This is a genomic window from Bacillus sp. SRL543, assembly GCF_984799205.1.
Genome location: NZ_OZ481794.1, coordinates 2,177,704 through 2,193,941, shown reverse-complemented (window position 1 = coordinate 2,193,941; position 16,238 = coordinate 2,177,704). Strand labels below are relative to the sequence as shown.

The window sequence follows — 16,238 nt, the reverse complement described above, 5'->3', positions numbered from 1 at the left end:
GATTCTCCAATCTTAATGATCTTCTTTTTTCATGGCTTCCACCAGCCTTAATCCAACTGCATATTCCTGCATTTCATCTACATTGCTGAGATCCGAGTTTTTGACCCACTTTTCAAGCAAGTTTTTAACATCTTCAAGGAATCTATCTCTTTCTTCTTCTTTAAGGAATAGCCGCAGGCTCAGATTCGTAGAATAGCATTGACCATTTTCTGCACTTAAAGCCGGATCCAGCTCAATGCCGCCTTTTGTCTGATACCATTTTGATTTCGCTTTATAATACTTTTCGATGATTCCTCCTGAAGCCTTGGTCTCGACAAGCTCGATCAGGCCCCCTTCATTCAGCTTTTGAATATGATAATGCACACTTCCTGGTGAGTTTCCTAATAACTCGGATACTTGCTTAGAAGTAAGCGGTTTCTCCTGCAGAACGCTTATAATCTTGATGCGCAAAGCATTTCCTAATAACTTAGACTGCTCAACAGAAATTTGATGAGGCATTTTATCCTTCTTTGCCATGAAAAACCCACTCTCATTCTAAAAAATTAAATCATTCTAAAATATTAGATCACCTTTAAAGACTACCTTACTGGAAAAAAATTCATTTGTAAAGTTTTTTCCAATAACAGGTAGTCTAATCAATCACTCCACACTAATAACATTTTTCTTTTCCACACGCCCTTGGACATTCTCAAAATAGGCAAAATGATAAACCCTCCAATAAACCCCCACCAAAAAGATCCCCATTCCAACAAAAATTAAAGTAATTCCTATTTCCGGTATATATTCCATCGCCCAAATAAATAAACTGGAAATCATCCCTCCAACCGCCCCCACGAGTCCAAGGACCGATAAATGCTTTCCTCTTGAGTGTGAAGGAAGCGATTTTGCGGTGATGGCCTGAAGGGTTGGCAGATAGATGAGCCCGCCGGCAGAAATGAACAGCATTCCCAGCATCAAAAGGGCTGGATGTATGAAGTAGCTTAGGCAGACATAGCCCAGAACAAACAGCACCAAGCCCAGCATGAGGGACATTTTTTCCGAAAGCCTTTTGGTCAGCTTGAAAATGATGCCGGCTGCTATTGTGATGATGATCGTTTCTTCTAAATTTAAATAGCCGATCATCTTGTATCCTGAGATATCAATATCCCCAACAGGATATTTTGACACGATCCTGATGCTTAAATAATTGGGGAATTGTTCTTTCAATATATTGATCAGCAGCTGCCCTAGGCATAAGAAAAGAAATAATTGTGAGGCAAAAATACTTAGATTCTTTGCTCGAACGGCTGGCAGCTCAGTGATTGTATCAGCAGTTTTAAGAGGAATGTCTTTTATTAGCAGCGAGGTCAATATTGCGGATAATATAGAAGTTAGGCCAACTATAAAGAACAGCATGGAAGAATGATTTTCAAAAAGAAATCCTCCCAATAAGCTTCCGCCCGCAAATGCAGTACTTGAAATCCACATAAAGTATGTATAGATGATTTTTCTGTTATTTTCATTGCTCGCATCAATGATTAAAGCAGAATATGCGGGATTAGAGGCACTTTCAAAAAAGTAAATAAAGCTGAATGCCATTACAATAGGAATGGCGTAAAAGTGGTGGAGGGAATCAAAAAAGCATACAAGCAAAAAGCCGAACCCGGTCATCAATTCACTGGTGATGATGACTCTTTTCCGTCCGAACGTGTCAGCTGCCCGACCGCCTAAAAGATATCCTATGATACTAATAATTCCAATGATGATTATCATCATAGTTGTTAAAGAAGGCCCGATTTTCGCAGCAAAATAGACGACCGTGTAAGGCATGACCATCGTATGAACAAGCACGGTGAAGAATTTTAACAGCATTCTTATTCGGATGGTTTCATCAAAAGATAAAAATTGTTTCATATATGCTCCTTCGTCCTTTTAGAAAAAGCACAGAGAAATTCCCTGTGCTTACCCTATTTTATACCTGATTGCCTCTCGTAATTTCTGATTACCATTCCGCCGGCTTTTGTCATTCCCGCCTTCTCATAGAACGGAGCATGGGAATCATCACAAAGCAGATCAATCATATAAAGGCCATCAAGTTCTTCTAGCATCTTGGATAAAAGCTCTTTTCCAATCCCCAGGTTTTGATATTCCGGAAGTACTTCGAGCAATGGGATATACGCTGAGAGCACATTGTCACTGATGGCAGTGATGAATCCTGCTGCCTGCTCCGTTTTTTCATCGATGGCAAGGACCACTTTAAAGCTGTTTTCCAGCAGTTTCAGATGTGTCTCCGGCGAAGGAGGGTTATGCCAGCCGTCGAAAAAGCCTTTCAGCATTTCAGACGAAATCCCTTTTAATGAGCTTGTGTAGATCATAAGAAATTCAACTCCTGTCATTTAATTAGGTAATGTTGATTTCCCTGATCTCAATAAATAATAGAAACACCTGTATACCTCCGAAAAGTATAATATGGAATATTTCGACAAAAATCTTCCAAAACCTTTTTCTTCCATTAAAGTTTTCTTATTCCATCATTTTTTTCTCAAGGACGATTTTATGCATTCCTTTTTCATCAATATATGTTCCCAGGACATCAAATCCGTGCTTTATATTCAAAATCAGCATGTCGCGCCACTTGTTCATCGTTTTTGTCTGGACCACCTTATACCCGCAGCCTTTGATATATTCATGCTGCTTCTCCATCATTCTGGAAGCAATGCCTTTCCCTCTGAACTCCTCAGCCACGCCGCCAAGCCAGCTGTAAAACTTGCTTTCTTCCAGTTCATAGCCAATTTTGTAGCCAATTACCTCATCCTGATAGATCGCAACTCCAACAAGCAGCTTAGGTTTATCCGCCATCTTTTTTTCCAGCTGGCCTGATTCTCCGAAAATGCCAGCATGCAATGCAAGGATTGCATCCAGGTGTTCCTTTTTTGGCATTTCGGCAGAAAATTGATAGTTTACTTTCACTGAAACTTCCTCCTCTGCTGCAAATCGTACCACTTCGGCTTCAATCTATTAAAATAATCATGATCCTCCAAAAATATTTCTATTTTTCCAATCATTTCGTCCAAGTTTTTCGGTGTATGTTTTAATGCCCATATGACGGAGGAAAAAACGCACATCGCCAGGTAGACAGAATACAGGGTCCAGAATGTCTCCCCCGGTTCTTCATCATCAAAATAGCTTTTTATTTGCCCAATCGAAAAAGGAATGCTCACATTCCGGCTGAAGATGCCGATTTTCAAAAATTCATGAATCGGGTCTCCCCAATCAAACCGATTAAAATCAATAATCCCTGCCAATCTGTTATTTTGGATGATCAGGTTGCCCGGGTGAAAGTCATCATGCTGAAAATAGCTGGGACGATTTTTCATCCTGTGAAGATTTTCTTCAATAAAAGAGATGATCTTATCGTCATGTTTGATCTTCACTCCGCATGAAGAATATGCCTCCATATACTTCCTGTGTTTTTCAGCTTTCCTATCATACCAGGAAGGAGTTCCAGGAGGTGCAGATAGCTGATGCATTTTCCTCAATTCTTTTCCGGCCGCTGCCCCGATATCATACTGATTCTGTTCACTGAGGTACTTTATTTCTTCCTCCGCATCTTTCCCCTCGATAAAGGTTGTGATCATATATCCTCTTTCTCCTGCCTCGCCAATCTCTATAGGCTGGGAGCAGGAGACGCCATAACTTTGCATCTTCTTCAAAATGGAGAATTCCTGTTTTTTAGAGGCGAGTTTTGTCAGGTCAAATAGGCGCAGAGATAGTTTTTTATTTTCATCAAAATGAATGATGTATTTTTCATCCTGTGAAAACCCTTTTTGGATAGAGACAATATCTTTGCTTTTCCTGAGCAGCGGAATCTCACGTGCCAACAGTTCGATCATCTTTTCACCTCCGACAATAAAAGGCCAAATCACCGGGATTTGGCCTCGCATTTTTCAATATTACACCCACTTCAGCATCACAGAATCGGCTGCCGGTTTATAGCCTATTGCCTGGTAGATATGATTGGAGGTGGGATTGGCTAAATCCGTGTAGAGTGAGCAAAACTTGTAGGATTTCAGCAATTCCCTGCTCAATGCCGCCACACAGGCTGAAGCATAGCCTTTCTTCCGCTCCTCATCCGGCGTATAGACGAGATTGACAACAACGCCATTTTTGGTTGGCCTTGCTTTTTTCGCCATCGAAACCTGCCTGCCATCCTCCAGCCATAAATAAACAGATTCTTCTGCTATGAACTGCTGTGCCTTTTTCGTTGCTTCTTTTATGCTCAGGGTATTTTCGGGAGTGGCTCTGCTGAAATCGGATATCCATCCTGCGACGAGCTCCTCATCTTTTTCAGAAGCCAGAGCTAGTGTTCCGCCTGAATACGGAAGATCGTTCACCTCATCCAGGACATAGATCCTTTGATCCATCACAGTTTCACTGCCGGCACCGGTCAATCTCTTCCATTCCGCTTCAGCCTTCTGCGCTGTTTCCTTTGGTGCCACGATTCCTGGAAAGGGAATGTTTCTTTCAAAAAGCTCACGCAGGACCAAAGCAGCCGCTTCATCAGGAATGTCTCCTGCAGACCATATCAGATAGTGCGGCGGTGTCATGATGAGTGCTGCTATAATTTCTGCCTCCCTTTCTACCAATGCAAGGAAGGGATTTTTATAAGGGCTGTCAGGCTCAGCAGCCTGATAAAGCAGCCCAAGCGGAAGATTGTTTTCAGCTTCCCGTTCCAGCAGAAAAGCTTCTGTTCTTTGCAGGAATTCCTGCGGGTTTTCAAATACCGTAAAACGCAAACCCATTGTCCTTCCCCCAGGTCCTTTATTATGTATTCAGCAGCTGCTCAAGGACTTCCTGCACCTTGTATCCTTGTTTAAAGCTGACAATCCTTGCTTTTCCACCATCAATGCTATGGCAGATTTCACTGACAAGATCCATGTCATTTTCCCGTTGGATGGGAAGCATTTCGGCATCAGCATCCACGGTGCTTTCGGCCAGCTGGCTCCAGTTCTGCAGATCGATGGTGCCCTTTTCGCCAAAAATCTTAAAAGAAATTTTTTCCTGCTGGCCTATCCCGCTCGCTCCGTTGAAGACGACAGGAATATTTTCGCCAGCCGTCATCACTGCCACAAATCCTGTTTCGCATAAATCCGGGTCTTCAGGGTAGTCGACAAAAGAACGGACATCCTTGATGTCTCCGAAAACATCCAGAATCATCTGGATATAGTGCGGGCCGACTTCGCGGATAAATCCGCCCTGCTCCCTGCCGGCGATCCAATTATTTTTCTGCCATTTTCTTGGCCATTCAGTGAAATGCAGATTCACCTCAACCCGCTTGATTTCACCAAGCGTCCCATCTGCTGCTTTTTCCTTGAAAAGGGAGAAAACATTGCTGTACATCATCGGGAAATTGATAGCATTGACAATGCCGGCAGCCTCTGCAGCTTCTGCCATTTCCCTAGCCTCTTCGAGTGAGTTGGCCAGCGGCTTTTCACAGAGAATATGCTTTCCTTTTTTGATGCTGTCCAAAGCAATCTGGTGATGGAACTTTGGCGGCACCGCTATGTATACCAGTTCAATTTCTTCATTATCCAATAAATCCTCATAGTTGCTGTACAAAGATACTTCTCCAAGTTCGCTTTTCAGTTCCTCGAGCCGGGTTTCATTCGTGTCGCAAAGTGCTGCGACCCTAGTTCCTTCATTATACTGAAAATTTCTCAGCACTCTCTCCCCAATGGCACCAAGGCCAATAATCCCCACATTTTTAGACATGCCAACACTCCTATTTCTAATCTTTAGACAATTCCTATTATAGCTTATTGTGCAGGAAATGGGGATTCGAATATGTAAAGTTACTATTGTTTACATAATAATATTATGTACTATAACAATTTGGCTATTTTTCTATGAAGCTCCCTTACTCTTCTTCCTGCTGCTTCCCCCTGCACAGGATCCTTGAGTTCAGTATAAAATAACACAGTAAGCATGGCTGATGTATCCAGCTGATACAGATAGCGGACTGCTTCCGGCACCCTTTCCATTTCCAGCTCTGCCCCTGTATATCCCCGGAAAAAGTCTTCTGTCAGGAGCCCATAATCTTTTATCCTCATAAGCTCGAGGACCGGATCTCCAATCAGGGCATTCGTCCAGTCAATGACAGCTGCCGCCTTTCCTTTTTGAAAAATCAGGTTCTCCGGCCGGAGATCCATATGAAGCAGCCGTTTCTTCTGCTCGAATGAAGAAAAAATCCTGAAAATTTCTTCAGAGTCAGGCAGAGGCAGGCTGCACTCCAGAACTCTTTCAGCTGCTTTGGCCCTGATTACGATCCTTTCAGCCAATGACTGGTGCACGTCCTGCTCAGAAATGCCAGTCTCCGGCAATGCCTCGATACTGTGCAGCTCCTTTGCCATTCTTCCTATTTCTTCAATTGAAACACTCTGATCTCCTTCTATTAACTCCTGAACCAGAAAATCTGCTGTTTCGCCAAGATACAGGTGGCAGATCGCCGGGACCGGCAGGCCATGCCTCCTGCTGTGTGCAGTCAAAGCATACTCTTTCTGCAGCCCCAGCCTTGAATCGTTGATGGTATCCGTTTCCCTGTCAATCTGCCTTGACCATGGAGTCCGGATGGCTACCTTGCCCCACTCAGGGGAAAATCCCTTGAACACGCAATTTTCAACGCCAAACGCAAAGGGTTCAATATGCTGGATTTTGAATTTACCCTCGCACTCTTCCTTTACGCTCCTTAATAACCGCTTTATTTTATCTTCCATGGTAGTTCTCCTATTTTTTCTTTTGAAAAAGAGCTGCAAGCAGTCCGGATACACCGAACTCTGCTTCATCATTGTTCTTCTTTTTCATCGGCCTGATGTCAACTGCTCTAAAATCGCTGAATAAGTGCAGGAGTTTTTCCTTTGTGAAGCCGAGGCCGCCCTTCATGCTGCGTTCTCTATAGACGTCCCAGTCTGATTGCGGGGAACCGCCCAGCTCTCCGTTTTCTTCAAAGCATGTCAGGGCAAAATAGCCATTTGGCTTCAGCCTGTTCTGCAATATGGCATAGTAATCGGCTCTCCGGTGCGGCGGGATATGGTGAAAGCAGCCCGAATCATAAATGAAGTCATAATCAGTAAATTTTGAGTCCAGCTGGAATATGTCAGCTTCAACGAAAATGACATCGGACTGATTTTCCGTCATTCTCTCCCTTGCCCAATTTAGTGCTTCTTTGGAAGAATCAACCGCATCCACTGTGCACCCTTTTCCTGCCATAAATATCGCATTCCTGCCCGGTCCGCAGCCGAGTTCCAGCACCTTTCCTGCCGGAACCTGCGCCTCATTGAAATAAGCAGCCAAATTCTCATCGGGAACATTCCTGAAAAAAGGGACAGGATTTCCCCTTTGTTCATAAAATTGGTCCCATTGGAATGAGGACTTCTCTTTGAGCAGGCAATCCAGCATGTTCATTACATCTTCTGCGGTTCTAATCGTCTCTGTTTCAGCCATCTTCATTCTCCCTTCATTGCAGCGACAGTGATAAATTCGGATAAAGTCCCTGCAGCCTCTTCATTTCCTCCTCCAGGTTTGCTGAATTGAACCCGGCTTTAAACACTTTTTTATCAGGCAGAATGGTGATGCTCGTTCCTGTTTCAGTCGTTTCCCCTATTGGAACCACCCGTGCAAGAGCTTTGCCATACTGATATTCCTGCCTGTAGATCTGCTTGTCTTTTTTAATCAAAGCCGTCAGCTTTTCTGAAAAAGCGTTTATTGCCGCTGCAGGGATACCGGCTTTTTCATCGGATGAATGCTCCAGATAATTTTTGCCGACATCTGTCAGCACATCCTGAAGCCTGCTTAAGCTGGTTCCTTCCAGCAGGGAAACCGGGATGCCGCGGCCATCATCGGAAACAGTCGCACTTCCATCGCTGTGCAGGTAGACATTTATTCTGGATGCATGGCCTGCTTCATGCTCCTGGACTGCATGATGGATAAGTGAAAACAGCAATATATCTGCTTCATATTTCCCGTCATTCATCAAGTTTTCAGGTTCTTCCCTCAGCGCTTCGAGTGCCATATAGCGGCTGCTCTCAAACATTTCTGCTGCCCCTGCCAGCTGAAGGAGTATAGGGAGAATTTTATCTGGTGCGATTGAATAGCTGCCTCCCCGTTCTTTTTGTTCAATGATGCCTGCGTGCAGCAGCGGCTTCATATGGTGGTAAAGCTGTCCTGTTGTCCCCATCCCCAATTCCATGACTAATTCGTTGGCATTCTTGGGCTCCCGCAAAAGTGACTTGATCATTTCTATTCTCTGTTTATGCCCCAGAGAGGAGAGAATCTTTGCAAGGCTGCCGCTGTCGGGCGCCAGCACTTCACTGAGCGTTTTAGATGCCGGCTTCCACCTATTGTTTCCCTCTTGTGCGGTTATTGTCCCGCTATAGGTTATACTGGTACACTGCTTCTCTTCATCGCTTTGCTGGTGAGGAGAAGCAGCTTCCATGCTGTCAGCTTTCTCCATCAGAATTTCCAGCTGGTTTTTTATAAGCCTGAGCTCTTCTTTGAATATCATTGTCAGGTGGCACCTGCCCTTCATTGCATGCTGATATAGTTCCGAAAAATAATTATGTTATTACGTAAATTCATAATAACATATCCCAGAAGCACTTTCTTGATTTTCCTGCAAATTTCTCTTCTTTATTTTCAATTATAAAACGTGCTTTACTGCCTGATGTCTAATTCCCATCATGTTCACTTTTTTTAACAAAAGAAGAACGCAAAAAATCCCCCGCTCTTAAAAGCAGGGGATTCCTTCAGCACTTTATTTTCCAAAAATTTCAGCCTGCAGCCTTTTTCCGGTTGGAGTAGCGGCAAGCCCGCCTTCTGCAGTTTCACGCAGGGCAGATGGCATGGATTGTCCGATTTTATACATAGCAATGATAACTTCATCACACGGAATCCGGCTGGTGATGCCGGCAAGTGCCATATCGGCAGCCGTCATGGCGTTCGATGCGCCCATTGCGTTCCTTTTTACACAAGGGACTTCAACCAGACCTGCAACCGGGTCACAGACAAGGCCGAGCATATTCTTCAAGGTGATGGCCATAGCCTCTGCTGCCTGGGAAGGGGTTCCCCCCGCAAGCTCAACAATAGCTGCGGCCGCCATTCCGCTCGCTGAACCTACTTCAGCCTGGCAGCCGCCGGCAGCTCCGGAAATGGAAGCGTTGTTGGCGACGACAAATCCGAAGGCTGCTGATGTGAATAGGAATTCAATCATTTCCTGCCTTGTCGGGTTCAGCTTTTCTTTCACTGCGAACAGGGTGCCTGGCACAACCCCCGCTGATCCGGCTGTCGGTGTGGCACAGATGACGCCCATTGCGGCATTGACTTCGTTGGTGGCAACCGCTTTGCTTACTGCATCAAGAAGCAGGTTTCCGGATAAAGCTTTTCCGCTTTTTATATAGTTCTGCAAGAGGACCGCGTCTCCGCCTGTAAGGCCGGAAACCGATTTGACGCCTTTCAGGCCGCGTTCGACCGCTTCTTCCATTACGGTCAGATTGCGGTCCATCTGGGCAATGATTTCCTCGCGTGTCCGTCCTGATACTTCTATTTCCTGCTGAATCATGATTTCAGCTATTTTAACGCCCTTGCTTTCGGCAAGTTCGACTACTTCTGCTACATTGCGAAATAACATCGTATTCCCTCCCGGCTCCTAATCTTCTATTCTGCCATTCTGATGATTTGTGTGATATTAGGAAGCTGTTCCAATTCTCTGATCACGTCCAGATCGATGCGCTGGTCCACTTCAATGACCATCATTGCCATCTGGCCCTTTTCTTTGCGCGAAACTTCCATATGTCCGATATTGATCCGGTGCATTGCCAGCACATGGGTGACAGCGGATATCGCACCGAACTGGTCATTATGGATGACAAGTATGGCGGGATTTCCAGACAGCTTGAGTTTGAAGGAGTTCAGCTCTGTAATTTCTATGGTGCCTCCTCCGATCGAGATGCCTGTCAGATCCAGCTCCTGATTGCCGTCAGTCAGGTGTATGGATACAGTATTGGGATGTTCCATGACAGTGTCTTCTATCCTGAATTCAATGTCAAGGCCCGCTTCCTTAGCCAGTCCCAATGACTGGGGGATCCTTTCGTCGAATGTGTCGAAATCGAGCAGTCCGCCAACAATGGCTACATCTGTACCATGCCCCTTATATGTTTTGGCGAATGAGCCGTACAGGGAAATGACCGCTTTTGCAGGCATTTTTCCAAATAAGGTCCTTGCCACCCTTCCAATGCGCGCGGCACCTGCTGTATGTGAACTTGATGGGCCGATCATTACCGGGCCGATAATATCAAAAGCACTTCTATATTTCATTTTGCAACCCTCGCAATATTAAGTGTTTTTTCACATGTTCATGTTTCAATATATGTTATTCAATACATCCCGATTTTTTTTGTATTTTTAGCACTAACATAGCACTCTTAGGCTGACATTAGGCTGACATAATAAGTTTTCTGGCATTTGTTTGCATGAAAATAATCCCGCACAGATTTCATGGAAGCAGGATCAAACCGAAATTTATTCTTAAGCACTTAAGCTTACACCGGGATAAGAAGAATTGCAAGTAAAAGGCGAACCAGGTTGACTCTTACCTTATAAACTCGGCTGCTCTAAAGAAGAGCGGACTGAATTTACCCGAAACCCACTTTTGCAATCGCTTACAAAGCATGTCAGCTTCATAGTATCATAAATACGGTCAAAGTTAAAATATTTTTTATCACACTGCCATCACTGCAGCAAAAATCCTTGCAGGTTTTCCTCATTGAATACAACGAAAAACCGGCTATCTGAGTTAGGCCGGTCTCCATGCGCTGTGCATTATTTTAATATATCTTTAAACACCTTAGCCCTTGCATCAAGCGATCGGGCCGCACTCTCTATGCCCTTGAATTCTGCCATCGCCTGTTCGTTCAATAATCTGCTTTTATCGATGCCGTCCCTGGACTGCTTGGTTGCTTCGCTGATATGTTTCACCTCGCCTGAAATGCCTTCGATGTGGGCGTTCACTTCACCGATGGATTCCTGGACCCGCGTGGCTAGTTTCCTGACCTCCCCGGCGACAACATTGAATCCTCTTCCATGCTCCCCTGCCCTGGCTGCCTCGATGGCAGCATTCAAGGCAAGAAGATTTGTCTGGGCCGCGATTTCACGGATTGTTTTTACAATATCGCCGATAGACAACGCCTGCGTTTTTAGAGTATCAAGCATTTTGAGATTCTCTCTTGAATCGCCCGCAAGCTTCTCTGATGCTTCTGCCGCTTCTTCGCTCCTGGCGATTCCGTGCTCGGCCCGGTTCAGCAGCTCTCCTGCCATTTCCTGAAGCTCGGTCGCTACCGCAACCGTATTGCTTTCTCTTTCATTTATATTGGTAGCTAATTTCACCACGGCGATGACATTTCCTTCTTCATCCCGCACAGGTGTATATGTAGCTTCAAGCCAAATCAGATTGCCGCTTTTGGTAACCCGCTGTATTTTTTCCTGAAAGCTTTTGCCGCCCCTTAAGTTTTTCCATAATATTGCATATGCCGGGCTATTGGCAAATTCATCGGTACAAAATCTCCGGTGATGCATACCTTTCATTTCATTTACGTCATATTCCATAGTACTTGCAAAATTACGATTTGCCCATAGTACAGTTCCTTGCGGGCTGAACTCGATCATTGCATGTGATCTATCAATGGCAGCCAATACGGCCCCCTCATCCAGAATCTGTGATGTATCGGAAATATTGTTAGCTGGTACTGTCAATGTCAATGCTTTTCCTCTTCTCCTTTTATTCAGGCCGATGCTTTTGCAGCAAAATCATCTAAGGAAGCATGTCAGCATGGCTGCTGCTCGTTAAAGCTCGCTTTAAAATTCTCTGCATCCACCTTCACATGACTATTGTACTAGTCCGTGTAAGCGGCAAACAACTCAGAGTATAGTTTTACAATGTAACAAAATAGCTACACATCAATATTTGACACACATATTTTCTAAAAGGCGCCTGCAGTCTTTAATAGCAGACTGCTGCTGTTTTCTGCAGGTTTGTCCCCGGCACTGAAAGGGAATAGGTATGAAAATAAACACAGGAGGTATCATGCCATGAAGAAGCTGCTGAAAAACGTCATTAAGTGGGCACCCATAGCTTATCCGATCGTGAAAAAAATGTGGGGAAAAAGGAAGGCGCGCCAATTAAAAACATCATCTTAAACGTGGCTTGCACAACCATTTATGAAGGGAGACCGGCGTTTCCCTTTTTTCTCGGCTTACTGATCCTGTTGTAGACTATAGGATCAGTAAGCCAAAAATCTTTTGTTCTACAAGCAGATGTTTTGACCCTTCCAGCCACACTAGCTATAATAGCCAATATCCGCTCATTATCTTGAATTAAAGGTATTTAGCATGCGGAAAAAACTTCATAGTTATTAACGGAGGAATTATTCTTATGTCAAACGTTTTATTCATCAAAGCAAACTCACGTCCGGCCGACCAGGCTGTCAGCGTGCAAATGTACGATGCATTTTTAAGCAGCTACAAAGAGAACCACCCGGAAGATACAATCACTGAGCTGGACTTGTTTGAGGAAAACCTTCCTTATTATGATAATCTCCATATTACAGCTATGTACAAGCAGGGCCAGGGAATGGAGCTTACTGCAGAGGAAGAAACTGCTGCTGCCCGCGTCACAAAGTATCTTGACCAATTCATCCAGGCAGACAAGGCAGTATTCGCATTCCCGCTCTGGAACTTCACAGTACCTGCAGTCCTGCACACCTATTTTGACTATCTTGCACAAGCAGGCAAAACGTTCAAATACACTGAAAGCGGAGCTGTAGGTCTTCTTTCTGATAAAAAAGTTGCTTTGCTGAATGCCAGGGGCGGAGTTTATTCAGAAGGCCCTGCTGCAGAGGTCGAAATGTCTGAGAAGTATGTAAGTACACTTCTGGCTTTCTTCGGAGTCCAGGACGTCACTTCCATCGTGACCGAGGGGCACAACCAGTTCCCTGATAAAGCAGAGGAAATCATTTCTGAAGGCATCAAGCAGTCTGCAGATGCAGCTGCAAAATTCTAAATATGAAAAGAGATTTCTGCAGTGCAGAAATCTCTTTTTTTGTGCTTAAAAGCTTTTTGCTTTCTCTTTTGCCCTGGCCACACCGTCTTCTTTTATTTGCTGGGCGCGGTCCGGGAATTGATTATGGCCTTCGATAAAGATGCCTTCAAATGAAGGAATACCGAAGAACTGCATAATAATCCCGATATAACGGTGACCCATCTCCATCTCGGCAGCCGGTCCTTCAGAATAGATTCCTCCGCGCGCCTGGATATGGAGGGCCTTTTTATCAGGAAGAAGCCCTACAGGCCCCTCTTCTGTATATTTGAAAGTCTTCCCCGCTGTACATATGGAATCAAGATAAGCTTTCATCACTGGTGGAAAAGAGAAATTCCACATTGGTGTGACAAACACATATTTGTCGGCAGACACAAATTGCTCAGTCAATTCAGAAAGCCTGTTTACTTTATCTTTCTCCTCCTGAGACAAATCATCAAAAGAGCTGCCTGTACGAAGTTTGCCCCATCCGCTGAATACATCAGCATCAATCTGGGGAATATGCTCTTTATACAAGTCAAGCCTTATAACCTCATCCTCTGGATGGGATTCCCGGTAGGATTCAACAAAAGCCGTGCCGGCAGCCATGCTGAAGGATTGCGTTTCATCATGGGGATGTGCAGTGATATATAATAAAGTTGCCATATAATACCCGCCTTTTTATTGAGATTTACCTTGTTAGCTTTCTCAATTTGGCAGGATTTCAGTTCTGTTAAATTCCCCCGTCCCTGTCAAATCCTTTTAGAAACGAATACCATGGACAAAAAGACCGTGCTGATGGTAAGACTGGATAAAATCTGCAGCAGCTGCAAAGCGGAGATGTCAATTACCTTAAGGCCAAGCAGCAGAAAAAAGATGAGAAAATAGACAATGAGTGCAAAATAAGCATAAAACAGGCCTTTCTGTCTGATTTGCTTCATTCTTTCGTCTTTTTGCTTGAACTGCGGATACAAATATCCCATTGAAAAGCTCATCACTGTCAGCGAAAGCAGTGTCCAGGCCTGGGGCAGAATACCTTCGCCTGCTGCTATGCCGATGACCGCCATAAAGAGCGTCATGATTAAGAACAGGCCCCCGCATATATTAAAAGTAAGTCTTGATTCCATTCCTTCAATCTCCTTTCTTGTTTGGTTCTTCTTCATATATAAAAATATGCTCAATCGTTGTATCAAAGGTTTTAGCAATTTGGAATGCCAGCGGAAGCGAAGGCGAATATTTCCCTTTTTCAATACTGATGATCGTCTGCCGTGAGACACCCAGCCTGGCCGCAAGCTTATCCTGCGAAAAACCATAGTTTTTTCTTAGCTCTGCCAAATTATTTTTCATAAACGTCCTCCTTGGTTTTACTATATTGTAAAGGAAGCTTAACGTCAAGGTGACTTTACATAAAAATGGTTATAGGAAGCCCGGGACGGAATTTGATTTTTGAGAGAGGGTAAATTAGATGAGGGGCTGGAACCCATTATTTCTGGTGGAAATGATAATAGTGGGCCTAGGCATGGTTGCTGGAACCACTATTTTTGCCAGGAATGAAAATAGTGGGTGTTGGCAAGGTGGCTGGGATCACTATTACTGCCCTCTAAGCGGGCTGAATCCTCTAAAAAAAGCACAATTCCCATGAAAGGCTGCCTCCTCAGCTAAAATAGGCCAATTTAAAGAGAGAGGTTGGGGGCTTTTTCATCATTCTGCGGCTTTTTCTACCGAATAGCGCCTATTTTCTACCGAATCGCACATTAATTTCATTAATTCAGCTTGCTTTTTAACAAAAATCACGTTTTTTTCTACCAATTCTATCCTGAATCAAAAATAAGTGGTGCATCCCCCCCATATACAAGCCAAGCCTTCCAAAACCCGGCATCAGCCCTCCCACTCCATAAACAAAGACCCTGCTTGTCACAGGGCCTTTCAAAAAGCAGATCATAGATTTGCAGCCATCAGCTCAAGTAGCCTTTCTCCGCTCATTACAGCCTCTCCGCCTCCCTGGGCAAAATGCTTGTTTCCTCCGCCTCTTCCGTTAATCTCAGGGAGTACCGACTGTATGAGCGCTTTCATATTTGCTTCCGTTTCTGTTCCGCTTGCACAAACAGCCTGCAGCTGTGAACCGTTTTCCGCTGTAAACAGTACAATTGCCTGTCCGTTTTGCATGGCAATAGACTTGGCCAGCTTCTGAAGATCCTTAATGCTTCTATCGCGAAAAACCTGTTGGATGACCGGCGATTCGCCCGAAGCATTTCTGGCATATTCCTTACCTTCCTGCTCAAGAAGCTGGTTCTTTAATTCCTCCAGCTCTTTTTCCATCTGTTTCTGCGCGTCAAGCAGCTTGATGATGGCGTCAGGAATTTCCCCCTCTGGCGAACTGATCAGCTGGCCTGTCCGGGTCACTATCTCATTCTTGGTATGAAGCTGCTTCAGCACCCTGCCGCCGCACACAAATTCCACTCTCGTCTGCTTCTTCTGCCGGCTCCAGCCAAGAATTTTGATAGCCTGAACTTCCCCAGTTGCTGCTGGATGGGTTCCGCCGCAGCCGTTGTAATCAAACTCAGGTATGATGACCAGCCGGATATTTTCTTTGACCTTCGGCTCTTTTCTTAATGGGTAGCCGGCAAGCTCCTCTTTGCTGACCCATTTAGTCTCTATTGTAAGATTATTTGTAATTATTTCATTCGCTTTCTGCTCCGCCTGGGCTGCTTCTTCCTCACTCAGGTTTTCTGTCTCAAGATCAATCGTCAAAGTTTCTTTTCCAAGGTGAAAACTGACAGTACGGTAACCGAATATTTCGTCGAATGCAGCAGATAGGATATGCTGTCCTGCATGCTGCTGCATGTGATCGAATCTTCTCTGCCAGTTTACCTTGCCTTCCACTTCCCCTGCTTCCGGAAGTTTTTCGGCAAGATAATGCCTGATCTCGCCTTCCTCTTCTTCAACCTCTGTCACCCTTATGTTCTGGATTGTACCAGTATCATAAGGCTGCCCTCCTCCAGTCGGATAAAAGGCTGTCCTATCAAGGACGGCATACCACTTCCCTTCAGAAGTCTTCTCCATGCTGGTGACTGCCGCTGTAAATTCTTTTATGTATGGGTCCTTGTAATATAACTTCTCCATCACTGTGTCATTC

At 44.6% G+C, this 16,238-nt stretch carries 19 protein-coding genes and 1 pseudogene; 2 read left to right on the top strand and 18 right to left on the bottom strand.

The window, feature by feature from the left end; genetic code table 11:
- Positions 1-12: 12 nt before the first annotated feature.
- The 14 genes and pseudogenes from AC4E8B_RS11040 to AC4E8B_RS10975 all read right to left on the bottom strand — a co-directional run.
- Positions 13-516 carry an ArsR/SmtB family transcription factor gene (locus AC4E8B_RS11040; RefSeq protein WP_490218961.1) on the bottom strand — a complete coding sequence of 168 codons (504 nt, stop codon included), beginning with the start codon at positions 514-516 and terminating at the stop codon, positions 13-15.
- 123 nt (positions 517-639) lie between these two features.
- Positions 640-1,893, bottom strand: coding sequence for an MFS transporter (locus AC4E8B_RS11035; protein ID WP_490218959.1), 1,254 nt, complete (start codon positions 1,891-1,893; stop codon positions 640-642).
- Positions 1,894-1,946: 53 nt separating this feature from the next.
- Entirely contained in the window at positions 1,947-2,354 is a 408-nt protein-coding gene (locus AC4E8B_RS11030; RefSeq protein WP_490218957.1) for a GNAT family N-acetyltransferase, read from the bottom strand.
- Between the two features lie 148 nt (positions 2,355-2,502).
- The gene (locus AC4E8B_RS11025) at positions 2,503-2,949 is read right to left on the bottom strand and encodes a GNAT family N-acetyltransferase (RefSeq protein ID WP_490218955.1); all 447 of its coding nucleotides are present in this window, start codon (positions 2,947-2,949) and stop codon (positions 2,503-2,505) included.
- Positions 2,946-3,872 carry an aminoglycoside phosphotransferase family protein gene (locus AC4E8B_RS11020; protein WP_490218954.1) on the bottom strand — a complete coding sequence of 309 codons (927 nt, stop codon included), beginning with the start codon at positions 3,870-3,872 and terminating at the stop codon, positions 2,946-2,948. The genes AC4E8B_RS11025 and AC4E8B_RS11020 overlap by 4 nt, the downstream gene beginning before the upstream one ends.
- A 60-nt stretch (positions 3,873-3,932) precedes the next feature.
- Complete coding sequence (locus tag AC4E8B_RS11015; RefSeq protein ID WP_490218952.1) at positions 3,933-4,781, bottom strand: GNAT family N-acetyltransferase; 849 nt, start codon at positions 4,779-4,781, stop codon at positions 3,933-3,935.
- Between the two features lie 22 nt (positions 4,782-4,803).
- Entirely contained in the window at positions 4,804-5,751 is a 948-nt protein-coding gene (locus tag AC4E8B_RS11010; protein WP_490218950.1) for a Gfo/Idh/MocA family protein, read from the bottom strand.
- A 110-nt stretch (positions 5,752-5,861) separates the two neighbouring features.
- A complete protein-coding gene (locus AC4E8B_RS11005; RefSeq protein WP_490218948.1) occupies positions 5,862-6,752 on the bottom strand; it encodes a phosphotransferase family protein in 891 nt (296 codons plus the stop codon).
- A gap of 10 nt (positions 6,753-6,762) precedes the next feature.
- Entirely contained in the window at positions 6,763-7,479 is a 717-nt protein-coding gene (locus AC4E8B_RS11000; RefSeq protein WP_490218946.1) for a class I SAM-dependent methyltransferase, read from the bottom strand.
- A gap of 13 nt (positions 7,480-7,492) precedes the next feature.
- Positions 7,493-8,539: a hypothetical protein gene (locus AC4E8B_RS10995; protein WP_490218944.1), complete on the bottom strand. Its 1,047-nt coding sequence runs from the start codon at positions 8,537-8,539 to the stop codon at positions 7,493-7,495.
- 249 nt (positions 8,540-8,788) lie between these two features.
- Positions 8,789-9,661 carry an L-serine ammonia-lyase, iron-sulfur-dependent, subunit alpha gene (gene sdaAA / locus AC4E8B_RS10990; protein WP_490218942.1) on the bottom strand — a complete coding sequence of 291 codons (873 nt, stop codon included), beginning with the start codon at positions 9,659-9,661 and terminating at the stop codon, positions 8,789-8,791.
- 26 nt (positions 9,662-9,687) lie between these two features.
- Positions 9,688-10,347 (bottom strand): L-serine ammonia-lyase, iron-sulfur-dependent subunit beta, encoded by a 660-nt coding sequence (sdaAB, locus tag AC4E8B_RS10985; RefSeq protein WP_490218940.1) that lies wholly within the window; start codon positions 10,345-10,347, stop codon positions 9,688-9,690.
- A 504-nt stretch (positions 10,348-10,851) separates the two neighbouring features.
- Positions 10,852-11,346, bottom strand: coding sequence for a methyl-accepting chemotaxis protein (locus tag AC4E8B_RS10980; RefSeq protein WP_490219628.1), 495 nt, complete (start codon positions 11,344-11,346; stop codon positions 10,852-10,854).
- A 48-nt stretch (positions 11,347-11,394) separates the two neighbouring features.
- A pseudogene (locus AC4E8B_RS10975) lies at positions 11,395-11,721 on the bottom strand (PAS domain-containing protein); the annotation flags it as partial.
- A 339-nt stretch (positions 11,722-12,060) separates the two neighbouring features.
- Here AC4E8B_RS10975 and AC4E8B_RS10970 point away from each other — a divergent pair.
- Positions 12,061-12,225, top strand: a complete 165-nt coding sequence (locus AC4E8B_RS10970) for a hypothetical protein (RefSeq protein WP_490218938.1) — start codon at positions 12,061-12,063, stop codon at positions 12,223-12,225.
- A 235-nt stretch (positions 12,226-12,460) separates the two neighbouring features.
- Positions 12,461-13,087 (top strand): FMN-dependent NADH-azoreductase, encoded by a 627-nt coding sequence (locus AC4E8B_RS10965; RefSeq protein WP_490218937.1) that lies wholly within the window; start codon positions 12,461-12,463, stop codon positions 13,085-13,087.
- Positions 13,088-13,132: 45 nt separating this feature from the next.
- On the opposite strand, the gene AC4E8B_RS10960 is transcribed toward AC4E8B_RS10965, so the two are convergent.
- The 4 genes from AC4E8B_RS10960 to AC4E8B_RS10945 all read right to left on the bottom strand — a co-directional run bounded on the left by AC4E8B_RS10960 (position 13,133) and on the right by AC4E8B_RS10945 (position 16,225).
- Positions 13,133-13,768, bottom strand: coding sequence for an FMN-dependent NADH-azoreductase (locus tag AC4E8B_RS10960; protein WP_490218935.1), 636 nt, complete (start codon positions 13,766-13,768; stop codon positions 13,133-13,135).
- An 86-nt stretch (positions 13,769-13,854) separates the two neighbouring features.
- A complete protein-coding gene (locus tag AC4E8B_RS10955) occupies positions 13,855-14,229 on the bottom strand; it encodes a permease (RefSeq protein WP_490218933.1) in 375 nt (124 codons plus the stop codon).
- A gap of 4 nt (positions 14,230-14,233) precedes the next feature.
- Complete coding sequence (locus AC4E8B_RS10950) at positions 14,234-14,449, bottom strand: helix-turn-helix transcriptional regulator (protein ID WP_490218931.1); 216 nt, start codon at positions 14,447-14,449, stop codon at positions 14,234-14,236.
- Positions 14,450-15,040: 591 nt separating this feature from the next.
- Positions 15,041-16,225, bottom strand: a complete 1,185-nt coding sequence (locus AC4E8B_RS10945) for an alanyl-tRNA editing protein (RefSeq protein ID WP_490218929.1) — start codon at positions 16,223-16,225, stop codon at positions 15,041-15,043.
- Between the last annotated feature and the right edge of the window lie 13 nt (positions 16,226-16,238).